At 70.1% G+C, this 25,379-nt stretch carries 22 protein-coding genes and 1 pseudogene; 12 read left to right on the top strand and 11 right to left on the bottom strand.

What is annotated here, in order from left to right; genetic code table 11:
• The 4 genes from A5702_RS09555 to dnaK all read right to left on the bottom strand — a co-directional run.
• A partial coding sequence (locus tag A5702_RS09555; RefSeq protein ID WP_067824305.1) for a heat shock protein transcriptional repressor HspR occupies positions 1-380 on the bottom strand: 380 nt, incomplete at its 3' end.
• Complete coding sequence (gene dnaJ / locus A5702_RS09550; protein WP_055400481.1) at positions 380-1,558, bottom strand: molecular chaperone DnaJ; 1,179 nt, start codon at positions 1,556-1,558, stop codon at positions 380-382. The genes dnaJ and A5702_RS09555, both read right to left, overlap by 1 nt.
• A 53-nt stretch (positions 1,559-1,611) precedes the next feature.
• Positions 1,612-2,256: a nucleotide exchange factor GrpE gene (gene grpE / locus A5702_RS09545; RefSeq protein WP_068220148.1), complete on the bottom strand. Its 645-nt coding sequence runs from the start codon at positions 2,254-2,256 to the stop codon at positions 1,612-1,614.
• Positions 2,253-4,115: a molecular chaperone DnaK gene (gene dnaK, locus A5702_RS09540; protein WP_068220145.1), complete on the bottom strand. Its 1,863-nt coding sequence runs from the start codon at positions 4,113-4,115 to the stop codon at positions 2,253-2,255. Before dnaK ends, grpE begins: the two co-directional genes overlap by 4 nt.
• A gap of 272 nt (positions 4,116-4,387) precedes the next feature.
• Between dnaK and A5702_RS09535 the strand changes: the two genes are divergently transcribed.
• Positions 4,388-5,833 (top strand): amino acid permease, encoded by a 1,446-nt coding sequence (locus tag A5702_RS09535; protein WP_068220142.1) that lies wholly within the window; start codon positions 4,388-4,390, stop codon positions 5,831-5,833.
• Here A5702_RS09535 and A5702_RS09530 read toward each other — a convergent pair.
• Positions 5,830-6,378, bottom strand: a complete 549-nt coding sequence (locus A5702_RS09530) for an NTP transferase domain-containing protein (protein WP_068220139.1) — start codon at positions 6,376-6,378, stop codon at positions 5,830-5,832. The genes A5702_RS09535 and A5702_RS09530 overlap by 4 nt on opposite strands.
• Before the next feature lie 52 nt (positions 6,379-6,430).
• Here A5702_RS09530 and A5702_RS09525 point away from each other — a divergent pair, with 52 nt between their 5' ends.
• The 4 genes from A5702_RS09525 to A5702_RS09510 all read left to right on the top strand — a co-directional run bounded on the left by A5702_RS09525 (position 6,431) and on the right by A5702_RS09510 (position 10,821).
• Positions 6,431-8,773, top strand: coding sequence for a xanthine dehydrogenase family protein molybdopterin-binding subunit (locus A5702_RS09525; protein WP_068220136.1), 2,343 nt, complete (start codon positions 6,431-6,433; stop codon positions 8,771-8,773).
• On the top strand, positions 8,770-9,651 hold the full coding sequence (locus tag A5702_RS09520) for a xanthine dehydrogenase family protein subunit M (protein WP_068220133.1): 882 nt from the start codon (positions 8,770-8,772) through the stop codon (positions 9,649-9,651). The genes A5702_RS09525 and A5702_RS09520 overlap by 4 nt, the downstream gene beginning before the upstream one ends.
• Positions 9,644-10,129 (top strand): (2Fe-2S)-binding protein, encoded by a 486-nt coding sequence (locus A5702_RS09515; RefSeq protein ID WP_055400496.1) that lies wholly within the window; start codon positions 9,644-9,646, stop codon positions 10,127-10,129. Before A5702_RS09520 ends, A5702_RS09515 begins: the two co-directional genes overlap by 8 nt.
• A 179-nt stretch (positions 10,130-10,308) precedes the next feature.
• A complete protein-coding gene (locus A5702_RS09510; protein ID WP_369808499.1) occupies positions 10,309-10,821 on the top strand; it encodes a hypothetical protein in 513 nt (170 codons plus the stop codon).
• A 19-nt stretch (positions 10,822-10,840) separates the two neighbouring features.
• Here the strand turns inward: A5702_RS09510 and A5702_RS09505 are convergent, their stop codons facing one another.
• Together A5702_RS09505 and A5702_RS09500 are read right to left on the bottom strand one after the other, a co-directional pair.
• Complete coding sequence (locus A5702_RS09505; RefSeq protein ID WP_197281116.1) at positions 10,841-11,665, bottom strand: nickel-binding protein; 825 nt, start codon at positions 11,663-11,665, stop codon at positions 10,841-10,843.
• A 76-nt stretch (positions 11,666-11,741) separates the two neighbouring features.
• Positions 11,742-12,272: a DUF488 family protein gene (locus A5702_RS09500; RefSeq protein WP_068220130.1), complete on the bottom strand. Its 531-nt coding sequence runs from the start codon at positions 12,270-12,272 to the stop codon at positions 11,742-11,744.
• A gap of 24 nt (positions 12,273-12,296) precedes the next feature.
• On the opposite strand from A5702_RS09500, the pseudogene A5702_RS27265 reads away from it, so the two are divergent.
• The 7 genes and pseudogenes from A5702_RS27265 to A5702_RS09470 all read left to right on the top strand — a co-directional run.
• A pseudogene (locus A5702_RS27265) lies at positions 12,297-13,022 on the top strand (BadF/BadG/BcrA/BcrD ATPase family protein); the annotation flags it as partial.
• 84 nt (positions 13,023-13,106) lie between these two features.
• Entirely contained in the window at positions 13,107-14,015 is a 909-nt protein-coding gene (locus A5702_RS27260; protein ID WP_068220154.1) for an N-acetylmuramic acid 6-phosphate etherase, read from the top strand.
• A gap of 59 nt (positions 14,016-14,074) precedes the next feature.
• Entirely contained in the window at positions 14,075-14,590 is a 516-nt protein-coding gene (locus A5702_RS09490) for a hypothetical protein (protein ID WP_055400503.1), read from the top strand.
• A gap of 48 nt (positions 14,591-14,638) precedes the next feature.
• Complete coding sequence (locus tag A5702_RS09485; protein ID WP_068220128.1) at positions 14,639-16,345, top strand: Hsp70 family protein; 1,707 nt, start codon at positions 14,639-14,641, stop codon at positions 16,343-16,345.
• A gap of 138 nt (positions 16,346-16,483) precedes the next feature.
• A complete protein-coding gene (locus tag A5702_RS09480; RefSeq protein ID WP_082956006.1) occupies positions 16,484-19,366 on the top strand; it encodes a heterodisulfide reductase-related iron-sulfur binding cluster in 2,883 nt (960 codons plus the stop codon).
• 32 nt (positions 19,367-19,398) lie between these two features.
• Positions 19,399-20,688, top strand: coding sequence for a pyridoxal phosphate-dependent aminotransferase (locus A5702_RS09475; RefSeq protein WP_068220122.1), 1,290 nt, complete (start codon positions 19,399-19,401; stop codon positions 20,686-20,688).
• A gap of 35 nt (positions 20,689-20,723) precedes the next feature.
• On the top strand, positions 20,724-21,992 hold the full coding sequence (locus A5702_RS09470) for a YibE/F family protein (RefSeq protein ID WP_068220151.1): 1,269 nt from the start codon (positions 20,724-20,726) through the stop codon (positions 21,990-21,992).
• Here A5702_RS09470 and rfbA read toward each other — a convergent pair.
• The 4 genes from rfbA to A5702_RS09450 all read right to left on the bottom strand — a co-directional run.
• Positions 21,934-22,809 (bottom strand): glucose-1-phosphate thymidylyltransferase RfbA, encoded by an 876-nt coding sequence (gene rfbA / locus A5702_RS09465; protein ID WP_067824274.1) that lies wholly within the window; start codon positions 22,807-22,809, stop codon positions 21,934-21,936. The two genes, A5702_RS09470 and rfbA, sit on opposite strands and share 59 nt — an antisense overlap.
• A gap of 22 nt (positions 22,810-22,831) precedes the next feature.
• Positions 22,832-23,200 (bottom strand): nuclear transport factor 2 family protein, encoded by a 369-nt coding sequence (locus A5702_RS09460; RefSeq protein WP_055400513.1) that lies wholly within the window; start codon positions 23,198-23,200, stop codon positions 22,832-22,834.
• A 36-nt stretch (positions 23,201-23,236) separates the two neighbouring features.
• A complete protein-coding gene (locus A5702_RS09455) occupies positions 23,237-23,992 on the bottom strand; it encodes a maleylpyruvate isomerase family mycothiol-dependent enzyme (RefSeq protein WP_068220119.1) in 756 nt (251 codons plus the stop codon).
• Between the two features lie 97 nt (positions 23,993-24,089).
• A partial coding sequence (locus tag A5702_RS09450; protein WP_068220117.1) for a UDP-glucose/GDP-mannose dehydrogenase family protein occupies positions 24,090-25,379 on the bottom strand: 1,290 nt, incomplete at its 5' end.

Here is a 25,379-nt window from a genome sequence, read left to right as displayed (position 1 = left end):
CGCGTTCGGCGCGGCTGCCACACCACCACGGCGGTGCTCTTGGGCACCACCGCCAGGTCGCGGCGCTGCCCGGCGCGTACCTGCGCGAGCTCCTCGGTGAGCTCCTTCACGCGCGCCTGCAGCGCCTCGACCTGGTTGGTCAGCTCGATGATCCGCTTGATGCCGGCGAGGTTGACCCCCTCGTCCTGGGACAGCCGCTGCACCTCGCGCAGCAGGTCGACGTCGTGCTCCGAATACCGCCGTCCCCCACCGGAAGTGCGGCGGGGGCTGACCAGGCCGAGGCGGTCGTAGGTGCGCAGGGTCTGGGCGTGCATGCCGGCCAGCTCGGCGGCCACCGAGATCAAAAACGTCCGGGACTCTTCCCGCGAATTCTTCGCCATCAGCGGTTACCTGCCCATCCGGCTCGTGGGTCAAACCCGCTGGCGCGCTCGGCGGCCGCGTACGCCTCCAGCGCCTCCTGTGCGGCACCCTCCACGTTCGGCGGCACCGCGACCTTGACGGTGACGAGCAGGTCCCCGTTGCCGCCGTCGCGCTTCGGGACGCCCCGCCCGCGCACCCGCAGGATGCGGCCGTCGGAGGTGCCCTTGGGCACCCGCACGCCGACCTTGCCGTCCAGCGTTGGCACCGAAATCGTTGAGCCCAAAGCCAATTCGGTGAAGCTGACGGGCACGGTCACGGTCAGGTCGTCGCCGTCGCGGCCAAAGACCTTGTCCGGCCGCACATGTACGGTCACGTACAGGTCGCCCGACGGCGCACCGCGCAGGCCGGCCTCGCCCTGTCCGGGCAGCCGGATGCGCTGCCCGTCCTCCACGCCCGGCGGGATCCGCACGTTGATGGTGCGGGTGCGGGTGGTGACCCCGGTGCCCTTGCACTCGTCGCAGGGGTGCTCGATGATCGAGCCGCTGCCCCGGCAGTCGGTGCAGGGCTCGGAGAAGCCGAACGCGCCCTGGTTGCGGCTGATCACGCCGGAACCGTTGCAGGTGGGGCACACCTTGGGGCTGGTGCCCGGCCGCGCGCCGCTGCCATGGCAGTTGGTGCACGGCGCCGGGCTGGTCAGCCGCAGCGGCATGGCCACGCCCTTGGCGGCCTCGACGAAGTCCAGCTGGGTCTCGGTCTCCAGGTCGTTGCCGCGTCGCGGCCGGCTGGGACGCGCGCTGGCGCCGCGCCCGAACAGCCCGCCGAACAGGTCACCGATGTTGGTGCCGCCGCTACGGCCGGCGGCGTCGAACAAGTCGTTGAGGTTGAACTCGGCGCCGTCGCCGCCAGCACCGAAGCCGCCGAAGCCGCCGGTGTCGAACCGGCGGCCGCCGAACCCGCCGCCCGCGAACAGGCGGCGGGTTTCGTCGTACTCCTTGCGCTTCGCCGGATCCGACAACACGTTGTGCGCTTCCGACACCGCCTTGAAGCGTTCACCGGCGGCGGGGTTGTCCGGGTTGGCGTCCGGATGCAGGTCGCGCGCCAGCTTCCGGTACGCGCGTTTGATCTCTTCGGGACTGGCGTCAGAGGAGACGCCCAGCTCCTTGTAGAAGTCCTTTTCGACCCATTCGCGCTGGGCCATGTCGCGTCACCCCCTTCACCTTTGGAGTTCTGTTGTTGTGCTGATTGTGTGGTCTATTCACCGGTTACGCCGGGGTTATCGTCCGATTCGGCCGGCTCGCCGGCCGCGGAACCCTCGTCCGCGACCGTGTCGACGACGCCGACCAGAGCGTGCCGCAGGACCTGGTCGCCCAGCTTGTAGCCCTGCCGCATGACCGTGCCGATCACCGGCTTCGAGCCGTCGCCGCCGTCGCCCTCGTGCTGCACGGCTTCGTGCAGCAGCGGGTCGAAGTCCTCGCCCTCCTCGCCGAACGCCACCAGACCGAGCCCGGTCAGGGCGCTGTCCAGCTTGTCGGCGACCGACTTCAGCGGGCCGGACTCCAGATCGCCGTGCTGGCGCGCCCGCTCGAGATCGTCGAGCACGCCCAGCAATTGGGTCATGACGGCGGCCTTGGCCCGGTCCGCCGCGGCCTGCTGGTCGCGCAGCGCCCGCTTGCGGTAGTTGGCGAAGTCGGCCTGGACCCGCTGCAGGTCGCCCAGCAACTCGGCGGCCTTGCCGGCCTCCTCGGGTGATTCACCCGAGAAGTCGCCCGGCGCAGCCTCTCCCGGCCCCGCGTTGGGAGCCGAACCGGGAGAGGACTGCCGGACTTCACCGGTTTCGGGGTCGATCCGCCGCTTGTCGGTGACGGTCACCGGCTCGTGTGGGTTCGCCTCCGTCACTTGGCCTCCCGGTCGTCGTCGACCACCTCCGCGTCCACCACGTCGTCAGCCGAACCGGCCTGCGGGCCACCGGCGCCTTCGCCATCGGCGCCGCCGGCCGTTTGGGTGGCCTCGTAGATGGCCTGGCCGAGCGCCTGGGACTCCTGGCCCAGCTTCTCCATCGCCGACTTGATCGCGGAGATGTCCGTGCCGGCCAGCGCCGACTTGGCCTCAGCGATCGCGCCGTCGACCTTGGACAGCGTCTCCTCCGGAACCTTCGACCCACCTTCGGCTTCGCGTTGGTCCTTAACGAACTTCTCCGTCTGGTAGACCAGCGATTCGGCCTGGTTGCGGATGTCGGCCTCCTCGCGACGCTGGCGGTCCTCCTCGGCGTGCGCCTCGGCGTCCTTGATCATCCGGTCGATCTCCTCCTTGGACAGGCCGGAGCCCTCCTGGATCTTGATCGTGTTCTCCTTGCCGGTGCCCTTGTCCTTGGCCGTGACGTGCACGATGCCGTTGGCGTCGATGTCGAAGGTGACCTCGATCTGGGGGACGCCGCGGGGGGCCGGCGGGATGCCGGTCAGCTCGAAGGAGCCGAGCAACTTGTTGTGCGAAGCGATTTCGCGCTCACCCTGGTAGACCTGGATCTGCACCGACGGCTGGTTGTCGTCGGCGGTGGTGAAGGTCTCCGACCGCTTGGTGGGGATCGTGGTGTTGCGCTCGATGAGCTTGGTCATCACGCCACCCTTGGTCTCGATGCCCAGGCTCAGCGGCGTAACATCAAGCAGCAGAACGTCTTTCACCTCACCCTTGAGGACACCCGCCTGCAGCGCGGCGCCCACGGCCACCACCTCGTCGGGGTTGACGCCCTTGTTGGGCTCCTTGCCGCCGGTGAGTTCCTTGACCAGCTCGGTCACCGCGGGCATGCGGGTGGAACCGCCCACCAGCACGACGTGGTCGATGTCGGACACCGAGATGCCGGCGTCGGAGATCACCGACTTGAACGGCTGACGGGTGCGGTCCAGCAGATCCTGTGTGATGCGCTGGAATTCGGCGCGGGTCAGCTGCTCGTCGAGGAACAGCGGGTTCTTGTCCGCGTCGACGGTGATGTAGGGCAGGTTGATCGAGGTGCTCTGCGAGCTCGAGAGCTCGATCTTGGCCTTCTCGGCGGCCTCCCGCAGCCGCTGCATCGCCATCTTGTCCTTGGTCAGGTCAATACCGCTGGTGCCCTTGAACTTGTCGACCAGCCACTCGACCACCCGGTCGTCCCAGTCGTCACCACCGAGGTGGTTGTCACCGCTGGTGGCGCGGACCTCGACGACGCCCTCACCGATCTCGAGCAGCGAGACGTCGAACGTGCCGCCGCCCAGGTCGAAGACGAGGATGGTCTGTTCCTTCTCGCCCTTGTCCAGGCCGTAGGCCAGCGCCGCGGCGGTGGGCTCGTTGACGATGCGCAGCACGTTCAGGCCGGCGATCTGGCCGGCCTCCTTGGTCGCCTGCCGCTGGGCGTCGTTGAAGTACGCCGGCACGGTGATCACGGCGTCGGTGATGTCCTCACCCAGGTACGCCTCCGCGTCGCGCTTCAGCTTCATCAGCACGCGGGCGCTGATCTCCTGCGCGGTGTATTTCTTGTCATCGATCTCGATGGACCAGTCGGTGCCCATGTGCCGCTTGACCGAACGGATGGTGCGGTCGACGTTGGTCACCGCCTGGTTCTTGGCGGGCTGACCGACGAGCACCTCGCCGTTGCGCGCGAAAGCGACGATGGACGGCGTCGTCCGCGAACCCTCGGAGTTGGCGACGACGACGGGGTCACCGCCCTCGAGGACTGCGACGACGGAGTTGGTGGTCCCGAGGTCGATACCGACCGCACGAGCCATAGTGATTCCTCCTGATTGAGTAGAGCTTCTTTGGTGCCACTATGCTGAGTGAACCCCGCTCAAGACTGCTCTTGGCCGCACCGTGGTGTCAACCCAGCATTGAGTCTGGTTCGCTCAACTTGTCGATCATGCTAACGGCGGGCGCGGCCGTCTTGTTCCCGGGGCCCCAAACCGATGTGCACCGACGGCTTCCGCCGTGCACACTCGGCGAGCGCCGCGCCGCATCGGTGAGTTAGCCTGAGCCTTTCCCCGAGCCGACACGGCAGGACTCAATGCCACACGACAGCGCCGACCAGCGGCTCACCCGCGAGGACGACGGCTATCAGAAGGCCCTCAACAACCGCCAGCTGCAGATGATCGGCCTGGGTGGGGCCATCGGGACCGGGCTTTTTCTCGGCGCCGGCGGCCGGCTGGCCTCGGCGGGGCCGGGGCTGTTCCTGGTCTACGCGCTGTGCGGCGTGTTCGTCTTCCTGATCCTGCGAGCGCTCGGCGAACTCGTGCTGCACCGCCCGTCATCGGGCTCCTTCGTGTCGTACGCCCGCGAATTCTTCGGCGAGAAGTTCGCCTTCGTCGCGGGCTGGATGTACTGCCTGAACTGGGCGATGACCGGCATCGTGGACACCACCGCGATCGCGCACTACTGCCACTACTGGCGGACGCTGGCCACCATCCCGCAGTGGACGCTGGCGCTGATCGCGCTGCTGGTGGTGCTGTCGATGAACCTCATCTCCGTCAAACTCTTCGGTGAGCTGGAGTTCTGGGCCTCGCTGATCAAGGTGCTGGCGCTGGTGACGTTCCTGGTGGTCGGCACGGTCTTTCTGGTCGGGCGCTTCAAGGTCGACGGCCACGACACCGGCGTATCGCTGTGGGACACCCACGGCGGCCTGCTGCCGAGCGGGCTGGTGCCCCTGGTCCTGGTCACCTCGGGCGTGGTGTTCGCCTACGCGGCGGTCGAGCTGGTCGGCATCGCGGCCGGGGAAACCGCGGATCCGCACCGGATCATGCCGCGCGCGATCAACTCGGTGGTGCTGCGCATCGCCGTCTTCTACATCGGCTCGACCGTGCTGCTGGCTTTGCTGCTGCCGCACACCGCCTACGAGAAACACGTCAGCCCGTTCGTGACGTTTTTTTCCAAGGCCGGCTTCGGCGGCGCGGGCACGATCATGAACCTGGTGGTGCTCACCGCCGCGCTGTCCAGCCTCAACGCCGGCCTGTATTCCACCGGCCGGATCCTGCGCTCCATGGCGATCAACGGCAGCGGCCCGAAGTTCACCGCGCCGATGTCGAAGAACGGCGTCCCCTACGGCGGGATCCTGCTCACCGCCGCCGTCGGCCTGCTGGGCATCGTGCTCAACGCCGTCAAGCCGAGCCAGGCGTTCGAGATCGTGCTGCACATCGCCGCGGTGGGGGTCGTGGTGGCCTGGGGGACGATCGTGGCGTGCCAGCTGCGGTTCTACTACCTGGCCCGCCGGGGCGCGGTGGAACGCCCGGGGTTCCGGATGCCGCTGGCGCCCTACAGCGGCTATCTCACGCTGGTCTTCCTGGCCGGGGTGCTGGTGGAGATGATGCTGGACAAGGTCCAGGGCCCGTGGATGATCGGCGCGGTCATCGTCGGTGTCCCCGCGTTCGTCGTCGGCTGGTTCGTGGTGCGCCATCGCGTGCGGGACCTCGCCAACAGACCCGACGGCCCGGCCGCCGATCCCCCGCTGGCCGCCTAGGGCTCGTCGACGTCGCGACCGCCGGCCAGATCCGCGCAGTCGACGGCCTCGACGTCGTGCCGGGTGCGCAGGTAGGCGCCGGCGCCGTGATCGCCGGAGATCCCCGCGAGCACCTCGGGCCAGTGCCGGCGCGCGATCACCACGGGGTGCCCCGGGCGGCTGTTGAAGTGGGCGCGCGCGAGGCCGCTGGGGGACGCGAGCGCGCGGTCGACGACCCGCGCCACCACCGCGGGACCGATGTCGGGCGTGTCGACGACGTGCAGCACCGCGTAGTCCGCGCGCATGCGGTCGGCCTGCCGTAGGCCCGTGCGCACCGATGCGCTCAGCCCGTCGCGCCAATGCGCCGCGGTGACCGCGATGACCCCGGGCGGGACGGCGACCTGGGCGGCGCCCAGCACCACGACCACGTCGGCACAGCCCCCGCCCCGCAGCGCGTCGACCGCGATGTCGAGCCAGCCGTCGACCAGCACCTTCGGCTGTCCGTAGCGGCGCCCGGCGCCGGCGGCGAGCAGCACGCCGACGGCTATCGACTGCGATAACGGCACTCTCCTATGATGGCATCGTGGTTCTCGTCAGGCGACAACCGGATGGAGCGCGATGACCGAACACGCGCAGGGGGCGACGACCACCGCCCCGGCCCCTCGTTACGCCGGCACCCGCGTTCAGCGGGTGGAGGACGGCCGGCTGCTGACCGGCCGCGGCAGCTTCGTCGACGACATCTCGCGGCCCGGCATGCTGCACGCCTGCTTCGTGCGCAGCCCGTTCGCCCGGGCGCGCATCAACGGCATCGACGCCTCGGCCGCGCTGGCGCTGCCCGGCGTCCGCGCGGTGTTCACCGCCGCCGACCTCAACCCGGAGGTACGCGAGGCCTGGCACGCCGTCGCCGGCAAGGACGTCCCCGACACCCCGCGGCCGCCGCTGGCCGAGGGCGAGGCCAAGTTCGTCGGTGACCCGGTCGCGCTCGTCGTCGCCGAGAGCCGGTATGTCGCCGAGGACGCGCTGGAGCTCATCGACGTGGACTACGAGCCGCTGCCCGCGGTCACCGACTTCACCCGCGCGCAGACCTCCGAGGTGCTGGTGCACGACGCCTACCCGAACAACGTCGCGGGCGGCATGGGCGGGGCCCCACCGGACGAGGAGCTGTTCGCCAACGCGCCGTGCGTCGTCGCGGAGAACATCTACCAACAGATCTACGCCCCGGTGCCGATCGAGACCCGCGGCTTGGTCGTCGAATGGACCGCCGCCACCGGGGAATTGACGATGTGGGCGTCCACCCAGACCCCGCACGAGCTGCGGGCGTTCTGCGCCCGGCTGTTGGGCATTGCGGCGCAACGGGTTCGGGTGATCATGCGCGACACCGGCGGCGGCTTCGGCCAGAAGGTCGTCCCGATGCGCGAGGACATGTGCATCATGCTGGCCGCCCGCAAGGTGCCGGCGGCGCTGAAGTGGATCGAGGACCGGCGCGAGAACCTGATGTCGGCCGGGCAGGCGCGGCACGTCGACGGCACGGCGCGAATGGCTTTCGACGACGAGGGCAACATCGCGGCCGCCGACATCGACTTCGTCCAGGACATCGGCGCCTACCCGACGCCCTACCCGGTGCTGACGACGGCCGCCATCGGGATGTTCTTCCCGGGCCCCTACCGGGTGCCGAAGGCCAGCTTCAACTACAAGACCGTCTTCTCCAACACCAGCGGGCTGGCCGCCTACCGCGGCCCCTGGCAATACGAAACGCTGGCCCGCGAGATCCTGCTCGACGTCGCCGCCCGCAAGATGAACCTCGACCCCGTCGAGTTGCGCCGCCGCAACCTGTTGCGCCGCGACGAGATGCCGTACGTCAACCCCAACGGCATGCCGTACGACCACGTCGCCCCGATCGACACCTTCGAGCAGGCGGTGAAAATCCTTGACCACGAAGGCTTTCGGAAAGAGCAGGCCGAGGCGCTGGCGCAGGGCCGCTACCTGGGCCTGGGGTTCTCGGCCTACGTCGAGCCGACGGGCGCGGCGACGGGCCACCTGGCCACCGAAGGCGCCACCATCCGCATGGAGCCGACCGGGAAGATCAACGTCTACGTCAACGGCGGCTCCAGCGGTAACAGCATCGAGACCACGGTCGTGCAGCTGACCGCAGACGCGCTGGGGGCCGACATCGACGACGTGGCCACCATCCAGGGCGACACCGCGATCACCCCGTACGGCGCCGGGACCCAGGGCAGCCGCAGCGCGCCGATGACCGCGGGGGCGGTCAGCGAGGCGGGGGCCATCCTGCGCGCGAAGATCGTGGCGCTGGCCGCGCACCACCTCAAGGTCGCCGAATCCGAAGTGGACCTGGCGTTTTCGGTGGCCAGCGTGCGCGGCGACCCGGACCGGTCGGTGTCGTTCGGCGAGCTGGCCTACGTGGCGTACTACTCGCCGCAGCAGCTGCCGCCGGGCATGTCGGCCAACCTGGAGGCGACCGCCCGGTTCAATTCCCCCAATCCCATCCACTGGTCCAACGCGACGCACGCCTGCACCTGCGAGGTGGACGTGGCGACCGGCAAGGTGACGCTGCTGCGCTACATCGTCAGCGAGGACGTCGGGCCCATGATCAACCCGGCGGTCGTGGAGGGGCAGATCGCCGGCGGCACGGTGCAGGGCATCGGCGGGGCGCTGATGGAGGACATGGTCTACGACGACGACGGCAACCCGCTCGCAACGACTTTCGTCGACTACCTGCTGCCGACCGCCACCGAGGTGCCGCCGATCGAATTCGGCCATGTCGAGATCCCCGGACCGGGCCCCGGCGGCTACAAGGGCGCCGGGGAGGGCGGGGCCATCGGCTCGACGCCGGCCGTCATCAACGCCATCAACGACGCGCTCGCGCCGCTGGGCGTGACGGTCACCCGGCTGCCTGCCAGCCCGGCGTCGATCGCCGCCCTACTGGAAGCGGTGCAACGGTGAAGCCGGCCGCGTTCGAATACCACCGCCCCGACACCATCGAGGACGCCGTCGGCCTGCTGGCCGAATTGGGCGACGACGCAAAGATTTTGGCGGGCGGACAGAGCCTGGTGCCGATGCTGGCGATGCGGCTGGCATACTTCGACCACCTCATCGACATCTCCCGGCTGGCCGAGCTGCAGGGCATCGAGCGCAGGGGTGAAGAGCTGTGGATCGGCGCGGGCACCACCGAGACCACCGTGGGCGCCGATGCGCAAGTGCGTCAAGACGTTCCGCTGCTGACCCGGGCGACGCCGTTCGTCGGGCACTTCCAGATCCGCAACCGCGGCACGCTCGGCGGGTCGATCGCCCATGCCGACGCCGCCGGTGAATACCCGGCGGTCGCGCTGACCCTGGATGCGGTGATGGAGGTCGCCTCGCCACGCGGGCGGCGCGAGATCGCTGCCGCGGACTTCTTCGCCGGCGTATGGGAAACCACGATGAATGCCGACGAGATGCTGACGGGCGTGCGGTTCCCCGTGTGGAGCGGCAGATGCGGGTTCGCCATCGAGGAATTCGCGCGCCGGCACGGCGATTTCGCGATCGCGGGCGCCCTGGTCGCCGTCCAGCTCGACGACGACGACCGGGTGTCACGCTGCGGGATCGGGCTGCTGGGCCTGGGATCCACGGTCCGGCGCGCAACCGCGGCCGAGGTCGCGGCCGTGGGCAGGCCGGCCGACGAGCTGGTCGACGACGAGATCGGCCAAGCCGCGATGAGCGGGCTCGACGACATCCCCAACGACCTGCAAGGGTCGGCGTCGTACCGGTCGAAGGTGGGCGCCACCATGGCCACACGCGCCTGGACACGCGCGATAGCCGAAGCGAGAGCAAGCGATGCCTGAACACCCAATCCAGTTGTCGGTCAACGGAACCGAGATCACCGCCGCGGTCGAGCCGCGGATGACGCTGGCCGACTTCCTGCGCGAGCGGTGCGGACTGACCGGCACCCACCTGGGCTGCGAGCACGGAGCCTGCGGGGCGTGCACCGTGCTACTGGACGGCGCGGCCGTGCGCTCGTGCCTGATGTTCGCGGTGCAGGCCGACGGGACCGAGGTGACCACGGTCGAGGGCGTCGCGGCGCCGGACGGCACCCTGTCACCCGTGCAGTCGGCACTGCGCGAGTGCCACGGCCTGCAATGCGGCTTCTGCACGCCCGGTTTTGTCATGTCACTGACCGCGCTCCTGCGCGACAATCCCGATCCCAGCGAGCATGAGATCCGCGAGGGGCTGTCCGGAAACTTCTGCCGGTGCACCGGTTACCAGGGCATCGTCGCCGCCGCCCGCCGGGCCGCCGAGACGCAAACGATCACGCGGCGGTAAAGCTTCACCATCGGGGTCGCATCGATAGGTGCGCGGTTGCACGGGATTTCGTCACGTCGCGCGTAATCTGGTTTCGCAATATTGCTGATAATCGGGAGTGGCGCGTGCGTTTCTCGCAAAGGGCACGGTGGAGTCTCGCCGGTGGGTCCCTGTTGGTCGCGCCGGTGCTGGTCAGTCCCATGCTGATCGACGCGTGTTCCTCCACGATCGCCGGCAGGCCGGTCGCAGCACCGGGCGCCGGGCCGGTCGAACCGACCTATCCCACGCCACGGCCCACCGCGGCGCCGCCGACCGCGAGCCCGGCCCCCGGCCTCCCGACCACGCCGGCCAACCCGACCACACCGGCCGGCGCCATCCCGCTTCCGCCCGATCAGAACGGCTACGTGTTCATCGAAACCAAGTCGGGCACCACACGCTGCCAGATCAACAAGGAGACCGTCGGCTGCGAGGCGCCGTTCACCAACTCCCCCCTGCAGGACGGCGAGCACGCCAACGGCGTCAGCGTGAACTCCGCCGGCAAGGTGCAGTGGGTGCTGGGGAACCTGGGCGCCATCCCGACCGTCCAGATCGACTACAAGACCTACAACGCCGCGGGCTGGACCATCAGCGCCACCACCGACGGCACCCGGTTCACCAACGACCACACCGGCCACGGCATGTTCGTCAGCGTCGACAAGGTCAACACGTTCTGAATCCGCCGCTGCGGCGTTCCTAATTCGTCCACGCCACCGCGTGTGTCCGGACGGGCTGTTCGAATCCTTTGAGACTGACTTCGCCGAGATTTTGGAACGGGAGCATTTTGCCTTCGCAGAGTTCAGCGACGACATTGGAAACCAGGATTTCTTCGGGGCGCGCGTGGGCGCACAACCGGGCGGCGAGCTGAACGGTGCAACCAAACAGGTCATCATGATGTTCGACCGGTTCTCCGGCCGCAATGCCGACTCGCAATTGGAAAGCGTTCGCCTCGTTGTCTTCGCCATTCTTCTTGACCTGCTGTTGTATCCGAGTCGCGCATTTGACCGCAGCGACGGCGGATACGAATGACGCCATGATGCCGTCGCCCAAATGCTTGATTTCACGGCCGCCCATTTCGTCGAGCCCCCGCCGGACGATGGAATCGTGCACATCCAGCACCTTCATAGCGGCTTCGTCGCCCATTCTCCGCGTGAGTGACGTAGATCCGACAATGTCGGTAAACAGGATTGTTCGAATCGCGGGGTCTCGTGTACCCGCGCCGGCGCCCTGCAGCATGACGGCGCCGCTCGAATCCACTTCGCTGCCGCCCATGAACAGATCCGCAACGCCCGGCTCGACTTGGATGATTTTTTGCGCTGCCAGGCCATGCGCTTCACGATGGACCGCTTCCGCGGCTTCCGCGCTGGGTCCGTGACAAAGGCAAAAGACTTTCCCGGCTTTTTCGTTAACCCAGTACTTGTGATAGCTGACGCCGTACTTCTCCTGGACGACAAGGTCCTGAGCATGGGCCTTGGCCAATTCTTCCCGCGTGATGCCGCCCGCAAGTTCGTGAATGTCCATGTAGTACGGCATAAACAATCTTACGACGCTCTCGCCCCGCTGACCCATCCGCAGAGGCAACGCAGATGGGCGACGCTCAGCCGTCCCAGACCAGATGGCCGTCGGGGCGGCGGCGAGCACCGTCGGCGGGGCGGTGTGGGCGCAGGCGACCGTCCGGCATCAGGTGCCGCACCGGCACTGCGCGACCGAGTTCTGCCACGTCGGCGATCAACCGCCGGTGGCAGCGCCACCAGACGCTCTCGCTGCACATCACCGCGGTGGTGTGCCGGGCGGCGTCGGCCAGGACCTCGTCAAGCGCCGCGTCGAACTCCGGCGTGCGGGTGTACGCGGCGTACGCCCGGAATGCGGCCACCGTCCACCAGGTGTCCGGCTCCGGTTCTCCGGCCGCGACGTGGCGCCGCCCGCCCAGGCGGGGCTCCCACCGGTAGTCGATGCCGCGTTCGGGCAGCCAGCTTTCCAGGGCCTCCCGCCGCGCGTCCGGATTCGTCCGACTGGCCGGATATCGCCGCACATCCACCACCAGCGCAACGCCGGCGCCGGTTAGCAACTCCGCCAGCCGCTCGCGGTCGGCCGTCCCGTGCCCCACGGTCAGCAACGCCCGCCCCACCAGACCAGTTTGCGCTCGACAAGGATGGGCCCGGTGATCCTCGCCGTCGACTTGGGTAAAACCTCGTGCCGGGCTTCCCTCGGCCACCGGAGGGCCGAGGGGCCGGGCGCGCCGGGTCTCGCGGCGCCCGGCGGCGTGCGGGCGGCCCACGCGGCGATCCTGCGCGTGGCGCGCGAGCTTGGCCCGGCTGACGAGGTGATCGTGGGTGCCGCCGGGGCGCTGGCGGCGCCGGACGCGGCGCGCGCGCTGGGCGAGGCGCTGCTGGCCTCGCTGCGGCCGGAGCGCGTCGCGGTGACCAGCGACGCCGTGATCGCGCATGCGGGCGCACTGGCCGGCGAGCCGGGCGTCGTGCTGGTCGCGGGCACCGGCGTCGCCGCACTCGCGATCGACGCGGACGGCGCGCTGCGGACCGCCGACGGCTGGGGCCCCTGGCTCGGCGACGAGGGCGGCGGAGCGTGGATCGGCGCCGCCGGGTTGCGCGCGGCGCTGCGCGCCCACGACGGCCGCGGCGCCTCCACCGCGCTGCTCGACGCCGCCCGCGCCCGCTTCGGTCCGCCGGAGGGCTGGCCCGCGCAGTTCACCAGCGCCGCCGCGCTCGCCTCCTTCGCAGCCGACGTCCTCGCCGCCCACGGCGACGCCGCCGCGCGGGGGATCGTCGGCGCGGCGGCCGAGGCGCTAGCGACGACCGCTCGCGCGGCCGGGGCTGGCCCCGTCGCGATGGTCGGCGGCCTGGCCGGGTTCGAGACCCTGACCGAGCGGCTCGACCTCGTCCCGGCCGCCGGTGACCCGCTCGACGGGGCGCTGCGATTGTCGGCGATCCACGAGCCGCACCTGATCCGGTTACGGGCCGCACCGAAAACCGTTGCCGCGCAAGGACTCGACGCGCTCGCCACCGAAGCGGAGCGACCAGGCCTCGACGATCTCGACGCGCGCCCCGTCGCGGAGGTCGTCGCGCTGCTGGTGGCCGCCGAAGGCGAGGCGCACGCCGCGGTGGCGGCGGCGGTCCCGCGGATCGCCGCGGCGGCCGAGGCGATCGCCACGCGACTCGAACGCGGCGGCCGCCTGATCTACGCCGGCGCCGGGACGCCCGGGCGCCTCGGCGTGCTCGACGCGGCCGAGTGCGCGCCCACCTTCGGCACCGACCTCGTGCGCGGCGTGATCGCCGGCGGGCCGGCGGCCCTCACCGAGGCGATCGAGGGCGCGGAAGACGCCTTCACCCCCGCCGATCTCGCCGACCTGACGGCCGCCGACGCGCTCGTCGGGATCACCGCGTCGGGCCGCACGCCGTACGTGCTCGGGGCGCTCGCGCACGCGCGCGCCGCGGGCGCGCTGACGGTCGCGGTCGTCAACAACCCCGGCGGCGAGGCGTCGGCCGACGTGGTGATCGAACTGTTGACCGGCCCCGAGGTGTTGGCCGGCTCGACGCGGCTGACCGCGGGAACGGCTCAGAAGGTCACGCTCAACGCGCTCTCGACCAGCGTGATGATCGCGCTCGGCAAGGCCTACGGACCGCGGATGGTCGACGTGCGCCCGACCAGCGCGAAGCTGCGCCGCCGCGCGGTGCGCATCGTCCGCGACGCGGCCGGCGTCGACGAAGACAGCGCGGCCGAAGCGCTCGAGGCCGCGGGAGGTCACGCCAAGACGGCGATCGTCGCGTTGCTCGCGGGCGTCGACGCGGCCGAGGCCGCCGCCCGGCTCGACCGGGCGCGGGGACGTGTGCGGGCCGCGCTCGAAGGCAACTGAGGCGCCGACGCGCGAGCGGCCTGAGGGGGTCCGCAGGTGGTGTCAGTACCATCGTTGCCGTGGCACGCAAAGGCCCACCCGACGACTTCCACGAACAAGCGACCCAGCATGCCGGCTACGGCATGGCTGAGCAGCCGACTTCCGGCGAACCCCCGGCCAACCCGCCCGACGGGTTCGAGCAACCGGAGGCTTTCGACGACGCCGAACCCACTCCGTGGTACCGCCGGCCACCGCTGCTCATCGCCTGGCTGGTGTTCGTCGCGATCCTGCTCGGCCTGATCGTCTACGGCATCAGCGAGCTGCTGAGCGGGGGTCAGGGCACCAGCCCCACCCCGAGCACCAGCCGCAGCAGCACGACCACCACCACCACCACGACGACCACGCCGACCACGACCGCCACGACGACCCCCAGCACCAGCAGCGCGGTCGAGGCGCCGGCGCAGCAGCCGACGCAACCGCCGGCGCAGCAACCCACGCAGGAGCCGACGCACCGGCATCATCTGCCCCCGCTGCCGCCGTCGATCACGATTCCGGGGGTGCCGACGGTCATCACGGTCCCGCCCGGCCTGCGCTGACCCCGCTATGTTGGGGAACACCGGGCGATCGGAAATGGGGTGCGGGGCATGAGCGAGTCGCTCGGGCTGTCGATCGGGGCGGCCAACCTGGTGGCGGCCCGCGCGGGGAACGCCCCGGTGGTGCGCAGCGCCGTGCTGACGCTTTTCGAGCACCGGCCGACCGAAGTCGGCCTGCCGGAAGAAAACCCGAACCTGACCGGAACCGGCATGGTGCTGCGCGGATTCGTCGAGCGCGTCGGGGACCGATCCCCCCTGGTGGCGCCCGACGGGACGAAGTACCTGGGCGAGGTGCTGACGGTCGAGGCGATCGAGGCCATGGCCCGCACCGCCGGCTACGGCACGCCGATCACCATCGCCGTCCCCGCGTATTGGTCCGACGCCCAGTTCACCGCGCTGCGCGAGGAGTTCTTCGCCCAGCCGGACCTGGCCCGCGGCGGGGTGGCCCCGGTGTTGGTGCCCGACGCCACCGCCGCGCTCGCTTCGTTGCGGGGCAGACCGGGATTCCCGACGGCCGGCGTCGTCGCCGTGTGCGATTTCGGCGCCAGCGGCACCAGCATCAGCCTGATGGACGCGGGCTCGAATTTCGCCCGCGTCGGCCCCACGGTGCGCTACACCGATTTCTCCGGGGACGCGATCGATCGGCTCGTTCTCGGCGGCCTGCAGGCTTCCGACGCCACCATGGCCGACCTGGGCAGCACCATGCGGATGGGGTCGCAGACGCGACTGCTCGGTGAGTGCCGGCGTGCCAAGGAGCAACTGTCGACGGCCGCGACGGCCGCCGTCGGCAGTTCGCAGCTGTCCCGCGCCGAACTGGAGCAACTGATCTCCGAGCCGCTGGACAGGTTCCTGGGCGCCCTCGACGAAGCGTTGCGCCGCAACGGGATTCCGCGGCCCCGGCTGGCCGCCGTGGCCAGCGTCGGCGGCGGGGCGAGCATCCCGCTGATCACCGCGCGGCTGTCGGAGCGATTCGCGGTGCCGGTCCACACCGCACCGCACCCCGCGGTCAGCGCCGCCGTCGGGGCGGCGGCGCTCGGTGACCAGCAGGGGCCGGCGGGCGCCCCGACCGCCGCGGGGGCCGTGGTGGAATCGCCGACGGAGATGGTCGGCACCGGCGGCATCGACATGACCCAGGCCGCGTGGGCCGCCCGGGCCACCGACGTCGACGGCGCCCTGGCCTGGTCCCAGGACGCCGACGGCGCGGACGAGCCGGTGCCCTACACCGGGCGCGACGCGACCGGCGAATACACCAATGCCGCAAGGGAGTTCGACGGTCCCGCCGGCGACCGCTACCCCGCCGAGCCGGGCGGCCTGCCGTGGTACAAGCGCACGGCGCTGGTGTTGACCGTCGCCGGCGCCGCGGCGGCGGTGCTGGTGGCCGTCCTGTTGGCGATCAACCTCGGGCTCACGAAGTCCAGCCCGGCCAAGACCACCCCGCCGGGCGCACCGGCGCCCCCGCAAACGTCGCAAACCGTGACCATCACCGAGCCCAACGGCAGCACCACCGAGACGGTGCTCCCGCCGCCCCCGCCGCCGCCGTCGTCGTCCGAGCCGCCGCCCGCCACCACGTCGACCACCACGACGACGACCCAGGCGCCGGCCACCACCACCACGCAGGCGCCGACCACCACCACCGCCGCGCCGACCACCACGACCGCGGCGCCCACCACCACGCAGGCGCCGACCACCACCGCCGCGCCCCCGACGACGACCCGCTTCCGGCCGCTGCCGCCGATCTTCCAGCCGCCCCAGCCCTGACGGGGTGGCGCCGGTCACGGCGGGGCCGAGTTAGGGCAGCCTTTCTCGCGGCGAAAGCTGCGGAGATGCAACTATGAGCAGGGCTGAGCAGGCAAACAAAACGCAGGCTGAATCACTAATGCATTGGGGAGACCTTCTGTGACAACGCAGATGCTCATCAGACTGGTCGTGGGCATGGGCATGACGCTGGTCGTGGCCGCGCTCGCCGCACGGCGGGTCCTGTGGCTGTTCAAGCTGGTTACGTCCGGCAAGCCGGCTCCCGGCCACACCGACGACCCCGGCAGGCGAGTCTGGACGGAGATCGCCGAGGTCTTCGGGCAGCGCCGGCTGCTCAAATGGTCGATCCCCGGCCTGGCCCACTTCTTCACCATGTGGGGCTTCTTCATCCTGCTGACCGTCTACATCGAGGCCTACGGCCTGCTGTTCCAGGACAACTTCCACATCCCGATCATCGGGCGCTGGGACGCGCTGGGTTTCCTGCAGGACTTCTTCGCCACCGCCGTCTTCCTCGGCATCACCACCTTCGCCATCATCCGGCTGCTGCGCAGCCCGAAGGAGATCGGCCGCTCGTCGCGGTTCTACGGCTCCCACACCGGCGGCGCCTGGCTGGTGCTGTTCATGATCTTCAACGTCATCTGGACCTACGTGCTGGTCCGCGGGTCGGCGGTGAACAACGGCACCCTGCCCTATGGCAAGGGCGCCTTCCTGTCGCAACTGTTCGGCGCGATCCTGCGCCCGCTGGGTCAGCCCGCCAACGAGATCATCGAGACGACCGCGCTGCTGCTGCACATCGCGGTGATGCTGGCGTTCCTGATCATCGTGCTGCACTCCAAGCACCTGCACATCTTCACGGCGCCCATCAACGTCATCTTCAAGCGGCTGCCCGACGCGCTGGGCCCGCTGCTGCCGATCGAGGCCGACGGCAAGCCGATCGACTTCGAAAACCCGCCGGATGACGCCGAATTCGGCCGCGGCAAGGTCGAGGACTTCAGCTGGAAGGCGATGCTGGACTTCGCCACCTGCACCGAGTGCGGGCGCTGCCAGTCGCAGTGTCCGGCCTGGAACACCGGCAAGCCCCTGTCGCCCAAGCTCGTCATCATGGACCTGCGCGACCACTGGATGGCCAAGGCGCCCTACATCCTCGGTGACAAGGAGTCGCCCGCCGAGAACACCCCGGAGGGTGGGCTCGGCGAGGAGCTGGCGGGCGAGAAGCACGCCGAGGCGCACCACGTCCCCGAGTCCGGCTTCGGTCGCGTGATGGGCTCCGGTCCGGAGCAGGCCACCCGCCCGCTGGTCGGCACCGAGGAGCAGGGGGGCGTCATCGACCCCGACGTGCTGTGGTCATGCGTGACGTGCGGCGCGTGCGTCGAGCAGTGCCCGGTGGACATCGAGCACGTCGACCACATCGTCGACATGCGCCGCTACCAGGTGATGATGGAGTCGGAGTTCCCGTCCGAGCTGTCGGTGCTGTTCAAGAACCTGGAGACCAAGGCCAACCCGTGGGGGCAGAACGCCTCCGACCGGACCAACTGGATCGACGAGGTGGACTTCGACGTCCCGGTCTACGGCGAGGACGTCGACAGCTTCGACGGCTTCGAGTACCTGTTCTGGGTGGGCTGCGCCGGCGCCTACGACGACAAGGCGAAGAAGACCACCAAGGCCGTCGCCGAGCTGCTGGCCATCGCCGGCGTGAAGTACCTGGTACTGGGCACCGGCGAGACCTGCAACGGCGACTCCGCGCGCCGCTCCGGCAACGAGTTCCTCTTCCAGCAGCTGGCCCAGCAGGCCGTCGAGACGCTGGACGGGGTGTTCGAGGGCGTGGAGACCGTCGACCGCAAGATCGTCGTCACCTGCCCGCACTGCTTCAACACCCTGGGCCGCGAATACCGGCAGCTGGGCGCGAACTACTCCGTGCTGCACCACACCCAGCTGCTCAACCGGCTGATCCGGGACAACAACCTGGTCCCGGTGTCCCCGGTCTCGCAGGACATCACCTACCACGACCCGTGCTACCTGGGCCGGCACAACAAGGTGTACGAGGCGCCGCGCGAGCTGATCGGCGCCGCGGGAGCCACGCTCACCGAGATGCCGCGGCACGCCGAGCGCAGCTTCTGCTGCGGCGCGGGCGGCGCGCGGATGTGGATGGAAGAGCACATCGGCAAGCGCATCAACCACGAGCGCGTGGACGAGGCGCTGGCCACCGGGGCGTCGACGATCGCCACCGGCTGCCCGTTCTGCCGGGTGATGGTCACCGACGGCGTAAACGACCGCTCCGAAGAGGCCGGCCGGACCGGGGTCGAGGTGCTCGACGTCGCCCAGGTGCTGCTCGGGTCGCTGGAGTACGACAAGGCGACGCTGCCGGAGAAGGGCACCGCCGCCAAGGAAGCCGAAAAGCGCGCGGCCGCGACGCCCAAGGCGACCGCGACCGTGGAGGCACCGGCGAAGGAAGCCGAGGAGGCGCCCCCCGAGGAGGCCCCGAAGTCCGAGGCGGCGGCAGCGCCGGCCGCGCCAGTCAAGGGGCTCGGCATCGCCGGCGGCGCCAAGAGGCCGGGCGCCAAGAAGGCCGCACCCGCCCAGGCCGAGGCCAAGGCGGAGGCGCCCGCGGGGGCGTCCGCGCCGGCCGCGCCCGTCAAGGGGTTGGGCATCGCCGGCGGTGCCAAACGCCCCGGCGCGAAGAAGGCCGCACCGGCCGCCGAGGCACCCAAGGCCGAGGCTCCGCAGGCCGAGGCACCCAAGGCCGAGGCGGCGCCCGAGGAAGCCAAGGCCGAGAAGGCGCCCGCGGCGCCGGTCAAGGGCCTGGGCATCGCCGCCGGCGCCAAGCGGCCCGGCGCCAAGAAGGCCGCACCGGCCGCCGAGGCACCCAAGGCCGAAGCACCCAAAGCCGAGGCACCCAAGGCCGAGGCCGAGGAGGCGCCGAAGGCCGAGCCGGCACAGCAGACCGACGGTGAGGACGCGCCGTCGGGCCCGCCGGTGAAGGGGCTGGGTATCGCCCGGGGTGCGCGGCCGCCCGGCAAGCGCTGACCTGGGATTTTGCCGCTTGACCGCAAATTTCGGTGGACAGTGGTGGCACCATTAAAGACGTGACCACCCACCAGCTGCCCCTGCACGCCTCCGCTCATCACCGGCAGCGGGTCTTCGCGCAGTCGTCCAAGCTGCAGGACGTCCTGTACGAGATCCGCGGCCCGGTGCACGCGCAGGCCGCGCGGCTGGAGGCCGAAGGCCACCGCATCCTCAAGCTCAACATCGGCAACCCGGCGCCGTTCGGCTTCGAGGCGCCCGACGTGATCATGCGGGACATGATCCAGGCGCTGCCCTACGCGCAGGGCTACTCCGATTCGCAGGGCATCCTGCCGGCGCGCCGCGCGGTGGTCACCCGCTACGAATTGGTCGAGGACTTCCCCCGGTTCGACGTCGACGACGTGTACCTCGGCAACGGGTGCTCCGAGCTGATCACGATGACGCTGCAGGCCCTGCTCGACAACGGCGACGAGGTGTTGATCCCGTCGCCCGACTACCCGCTGTGGACGGCGTCGACGTCGCTGGCCGGCGGCACGCCCGTGCACTACCTGTGCGACGAGACGCAGGCGTGGCAGCCCGACATCGCCGACCTGGAATCCAAGATCACCGACCGCACCAAGGCGCTGGTCATCATCAACCCCAACAACCCGACCGGCGCCGTGTACAGCCGCGAGGTCCTCACCCAGATGGTGGAACTGGCGCGCAAGCACGAACTGCTGCTGCTCGCCGACGAGATCTACGACAAGATCCTCTACGACGACGCCCAGCACATCAACGTGGCCTCGCTCGCGCACGACCTGCTGTGTCTCACCTTCAACGGCCTGTCCAAGGCTTACCGGGTCGCGGGCTACCGCGCCGGCTGGCTGGCGATCACCGGGCCCAAGGACCACGCCGAGAGCTTCATCGAGGGCATCAACCTGCTGGCCAACATGCGGCTGTGCCCCAATGTGCCGGCCCAGCACGGAATCCAGGTCGCCCTCGGCGGCCATCAGAGCATCGAGGACCTGGTGCTGCCGGGCGGCCGGCTGCTCGAGCAGCGCGACGTCGCGTGGCAGAAGCTGAACGAGATTCCCGGGGTGTCGTGCGTCAAGCCCGAGGGTGCGCTGTACGCCTTCCCGCGGCTCGACCCCGAGGTCTACGACATCGCCGACGACGAACAGCTCGTCCTCGACCTGCTGCTGCAGGAGAAGATCCTGGTCACCCAGGGCACCGGATTCAATTGGCCGGCACCCGATCACCTGCGCATCGTGACGTTGCCGTGGGCGCGTGACCTGGCCGCGGCGATCGAGCGGCTGGGCAACTTCCTGGTGAGCTATCGCCCATAAGCGTCTTGGCAGCCGGCGCCTCTACGGTGGACCGGGTGACACACTCGCACTCCCACTCGCACCACCCGTCCGGCCCGGCCCCGGTCGATCCGCTGCCCGCCCGGGTGGTCGTCGGGCTGCTGGTGGCCATCGGCGTGGCCGTGCTGGCCGGGGCGATCCTGCTGTGGCCCAGCCGGCAGCACGTCGACATCCCGATGCCGTTCCAGAACGCGGCCGGCGGCGCCGTGAGCACGCAGGCCGGGCACGTGCTCTCCAGCGGCGGGGGTGATTGCGGCAGCCCGTCGGTCGGTCAGGTGCTCACCACCGCGCCGCAGCCGGCACCCCCGGGGGCGGGCCGCTGCGTGCTGACTCAGGTGGCGATCGATTCCGGCCCCAACGCCGGGGCGAACACGCTGCTGGAGTCCTCCCCCGGTCCGGGTCAGCCGAAATTCGCTGTGGGAGATCACGTTCGGCTGGTGCGGCAGGTCGACGATCAGGGCGCCACCAGCTACGCGTTCTACGACTTCGAACGCGGCTGGTCCCTGGTCGCCCTGGCCGTCGCGTTCGCGGTGGTGGTGGTCGCCGTGGCGCGCTGGCGGGGGCTGCTCGCGCTGGTGGGCATCGTGGTCGCGTTCGTGGTGCTGGTGGCGTTTCTGCTGCCGGCCCTGCGTGACGGCGCGCCCGCGGTTCCGGTCGCCCTGGTGGCCGCGGCGGCGATCCTTTACGCCGTCATTTACCTGGCCCACGGCGTCAGCCTGCGGACCAGCGCCGCACTGCTGGGAACCCTGACGTCGCTGCTGCTAGCCGCTGGATTGTCTTGGGCGGCAATACAACTGGCCCACTTGACCGGACTGTCCGACGACCAGAACGCCACCGTCAGCGCCTACCTGGGCAACGTGTCGATCAGCGGGCTGCTGCTCGCCGGTTTCATCATCGGGTCATTGGGCGTGCTCAACGACGTGACCGTGACGCAGGCGTCCACGGTGTTCGAGCTCGCCCACCTCGGCGGCTCGCGGCGCGCGATCTTCTTGGGCGCCATTCGAGTTGGCCGCGATCACATCGCCAGCACGGTCTACACGCTGGTGCTGGCCTACGCCGGCAGCTCCCTGCCGCTGCTGCTGCTGTTCAGCGTGGCCAACCGCTCGCTGACCGACGTGTTGACCAGCGAGAGCGTGGCCATCGAGATCGCCCGCTCGGCGGTGGGCGGCATCGCGCTGGCGCTGTCGGTTCCGCTGACGACGGCGATCGCCGCGGCGCTGGCCAAACCTACTGAAATCGGCTCCGCTCCAACAACTCCAGCAGGTAGCCACCGTAGCCGGACTTGAGCAGCGTCTGCGCGCGCTCGGCTAGCTGATCGTCGGTGATCCAGCCGCGGCGCCACGCCACCTCCTCGGGGACGCTGACCTTCAGCCCCTGCCGTCGTTCCAGCGTGCGGACGAAGTCGCTGGCGTCCAACAGCGAGTCGAACGTTCCGGTGTCCAGCCAGGCCGTGCCGCGGACCATCACCTCGACCGAGAGCCGGCCGCGGCTGAGATAGATCTGGTTCACCTCGGTGATCTCGTATTCACCGCGCGCCGATTTCTTCAGACCCTTGGCGATCTCGATCACGTCGTTGTCGTAGAAATACAGTCCCGGCACCGCGTAATTCGATTTCGGCGTCTGGGGTTTCTCCTCCAGCGACAGCGCGGTGCCGTCGTCGCTGAATTCGACGACGCCGTACGCCGAGGGGTTGGCCACCCAATAGGCGAAAACCGCTCCGCCGCTGATGGATTGGAACCGGCTCAGGCTGGTTCCCAATCTCGGCCCGTAGAAGATGTTGTCCCCCAACACCAAAGCCACCGAGTCGTTGCCGATGTGGTCGGCCCCCAGCACGAAGGCCTGGGCCAGGCCGTCGGGCCGTTCCTGCGTCACGTAGGTGATGTTGATGCCGAATTGCGAGCCGTCGCCCAGCAGCCGCTGGAAGCCCGCCGCGTCGTGCGGGGTGGTGATCACCAGGATGTCTTGGATCCCGGCCATCATCAGCGTGGACAGCGGGTAGTAGACCATCGGCTTGTCGTACACCGGCAGCAACTGCTTGCTGATGCCTACGGTGATCGGGTGCAGCCGGGTGCCCGAGCCGCCGGCCAAGATGATCCCGCGCATGAGTGGCTCCCCTGGTTCGCGCCTAGTTGACGAGGTCGGATTCGGTGAGTTCGGTGGCCGCCAGCGCCGACGCCAAATCCTGGTGCCGGAACACGGACGTGACGTGGTCGTGCACCACCCGGAACGCCAACGCGGCGGCGGTGGCCGCGGCGGGGTCGGCGGGTTTTTGCTCGGCGACCACGACACCGTCGTGCACGTACATCCGGCCGAGTTCCGTGGCCGCCACCCGCTGCGAGGCGGCCCATTTGCGCAGCGCCTCGTGGCCCTGCGCGGCGCCGTGCGGGTCGGCCAGGTCGATGTCGTCGCTGGACAGCGCCGCCAGGGTTTCCAGGTCGGAAGCGTTCAGCGCGTCGTGCCACGCCAGGACGGTGGCGATCTCCGAAGTGGTCATGGACTGCAAGTTACCGTGTGCGCTCGGCCGCCGTGGTCAGAGCGGGGTGCGGTCCAGCCAGTCCTGCCAGACGGCCTCGTCGCCGAACAGCGCAATGCCGGTGTCGGCGAGCGGGACCCGGCGCAGGATGGCCAGCAGCAGCTCGGTCGCCCCGCCCCGCAGCGCCGCCGTCCCCTTGCCGTGCTCGTGTGACCAGGTGATCCGGCCCGCGTCGACGCCGATCGTCCATTCACCGGCCTCGCCGAGGCCGGGGTCGGTGGCGTGCAGGTGCAGGGTGTTGCCGCCCTCGAGCGGCAGGGGCGAACCGTCGGACCCGGCCTGGATCGCGACCCGCTCGAGCCATTCGGTGATCCCGTCGGCGGCCACCTCGGCGGCCAGCGTGAATTCGGCTCCCGTCGCGATCGCCGCGTCGGCACGGTGCACGGCGACCTCGTGGAGGCGCCGGCGGACCCACCAGTTCGCCGGGCGCGGCCCGAGAAACGTCCACACCGGTGTTTCCACACCGGTCAGCTCGACGGCATCGACCAGCCGCTGCGCGCCGCCGTGCAGCCAGGAGATCGCGTCGGCCGGGTCGGGTGGCGGCTTGCCGCCCTCGACGGAGCGCGGGTCGAGGAACTCTTCGAGCCGGTCGCGCACGATCTGCGCCGCCCAGCGGTCGCCGCGGCCGACGTGCCGCAGGAGCTGGTCGAGGCTCCAGCCCGGGCAGGTCGGCACGGGCTTCGATCGGTCGACATCGCGGAAAAGCTCCGAGAATGCGCGGTTCTCGTCCAGGAATACACCGGCGTAGTCCACGCGGGTCAGGCTACGCCCCCGTCTCGCGCCGACCGTCACGCTGGCGTGGCGTTCGCGGCCCGGGGTCACGCTGGCGTGACGCTCGGGGCACGGGGGCTCAGGGCCGTGGCGCGCCCAGCCGGAACACCCGCCAGCCCGCCTGCGTCCAGCGGGCGGCGTCGAGGCAGTTGCGCCCGTCGACGATCACCCGGGCCCGCACGCGGTCGGCCAGGTCGTCGGGGTCGAGGTCGACGAATTGCCGCCACTCGGTGAGCACCAGCACCGCGTCGGCGCGCTCGCAGGCCTCCTCGACCGAGACCGCGTAGTTCAGCGTCGGGAACAGCCGCTGTGCGTTGTCCAGCGCCTTGGGGTCGTAGACGTTGACCGCTGCCCCGTTGAGCTGGAGCTGGCCCGCCACGTTGAGCGCGGGCGAGTCGCGGACGTCGTCGGATTCGGGCTTGAACGCCGCGCCGAGCACGGCGATGTTGGCGCCCAGCAGCGAACCGCCGCACGCGGCGCTGGCGAGCTCCACCATGCGGGTGCGCCGGCGCATGTTGATGCTGTCGACCTCGCGCAGGAAGGTCAGCGCCTGATTGGCCCCCAGTTCGCCGGCGCGGGCCATGAAGGCGCGGATGTCCTTGGGCAGGCAGCCGCCGCCGAAACCCAAACCGGCGTTGAGGAATTGGCGGCCGATCCGTGGGTCGTAGCCGAGCGCGTCGGCTAGTACGCTGACGTCGGCGCCGGCGGCCTCGCACACCTCGGAGATGGCGTTGATGAACGAGATCTTGGTCGCCAGAAAGGCATTGGCGGAAACCTTGACCAGCTCCGCGGTCTGTAGGTCGGTCACCAGGAAGGGCACGCCATCGGCCAGCAGCGGGCCGTACAGTTCGCGGATCGCCGCCTCGGCCCGGGTCGAATCCTGTTGCACGCCAAGGACTATGCGATCCGGGTGCAGGGTGTCGTGCACCGCGTAGCCCTCGCGCAGGAACTCCGGGTTCCAGGCGATCTCGACGTCGACGTCGCGCGGCGCCAGGGCCGCCGCCCGGTGGTTCAGCTCGGCCGCGGTGCCCACCGGAACCGTCGACTTGCCCACCAGCACAGCCGATTTCGTCAGTCGGGGCACAAGCGCGTCGATCACGGCGTAGACGTGCCGCAGGTCCGCGCCGTACTCGCCCTTCTTCTGCGGCGTGCCGACCCCGAGGAAGTGCACGTCGGCGAAATCGGCGGCGACGTCGTAGTCGGTGGTGAACCGCAGCCGCCCCGCGGCCAGGTTCTCTTGCAGCAGCTTGCGCAGGCCGGGCTCGTAAAAGGGAATGTCACCGCCGGCAAGCTTGGCGACCTTGCCGGGGTCGATATCGACCCCGACGACCTCGTGTCCCAGTTCCGCCATTCCGACGGCGTGGGTGGC

Source organism: Mycobacterium sp. E3339 (assembly GCF_001666915.1).
GTDB lineage: Bacteria > Actinomycetota > Actinomycetes > Mycobacteriales > Mycobacteriaceae > Mycobacterium.
The sequence above is the reverse complement of the archived record's forward strand: the minus strand, read 5'-3'. Positions and strand labels throughout refer to the sequence as shown.

Bases quoted from the DNA above. Each gene is read 5' to 3' on its own strand.
- dnaJ (WP_055400481.1), bottom strand. From the start codon at position 1,558: ATGGCCCAGCGCGAATGGGTCGAAAAGGACTTCTACAAGGAGCTGGGC.
- dnaK (WP_068220145.1), bottom strand. From the start codon at position 4,115: ATGGCTCGTGCGGTCGGTATCGACCTCGGGACCACCAACTCCGTCGTC.
- A5702_RS09535 (WP_068220142.1), top strand. From the start codon at position 4,388: ATGCCACACGACAGCGCCGACCAGCGGCTCACCCGCGAGGACGACGGC.
- A5702_RS09525 (WP_068220136.1), top strand. From the start codon at position 6,431: ATGACCGAACACGCGCAGGGGGCGACGACCACCGCCCCGGCCCCTCGT.
- A5702_RS09515 (WP_055400496.1), top strand. From the start codon at position 9,644: ATGCCTGAACACCCAATCCAGTTGTCGGTCAACGGAACCGAGATCACC.
- A5702_RS09510 (WP_369808499.1), top strand. From the start codon at position 10,309: ATGCTGATCGACGCGTGTTCCTCCACGATCGCCGGCAGGCCGGTCGCA.
- A5702_RS09505 (WP_197281116.1), bottom strand. From the start codon at position 11,665: ATGGACATTCACGAACTTGCGGGCGGCATCACGCGGGAAGAATTGGCC.
- A5702_RS09485 (WP_068220128.1), top strand. From the start codon at position 14,639: ATGAGCGAGTCGCTCGGGCTGTCGATCGGGGCGGCCAACCTGGTGGCG.
- rfbA (WP_067824274.1), bottom strand. From the start codon at position 22,809: ATGCGCGGGATCATCTTGGCCGGCGGCTCGGGCACCCGGCTGCACCCG.
- A5702_RS09460 (WP_055400513.1), bottom strand. From the start codon at position 23,200: ATGACCACTTCGGAGATCGCCACCGTCCTGGCGTGGCACGACGCGCTG.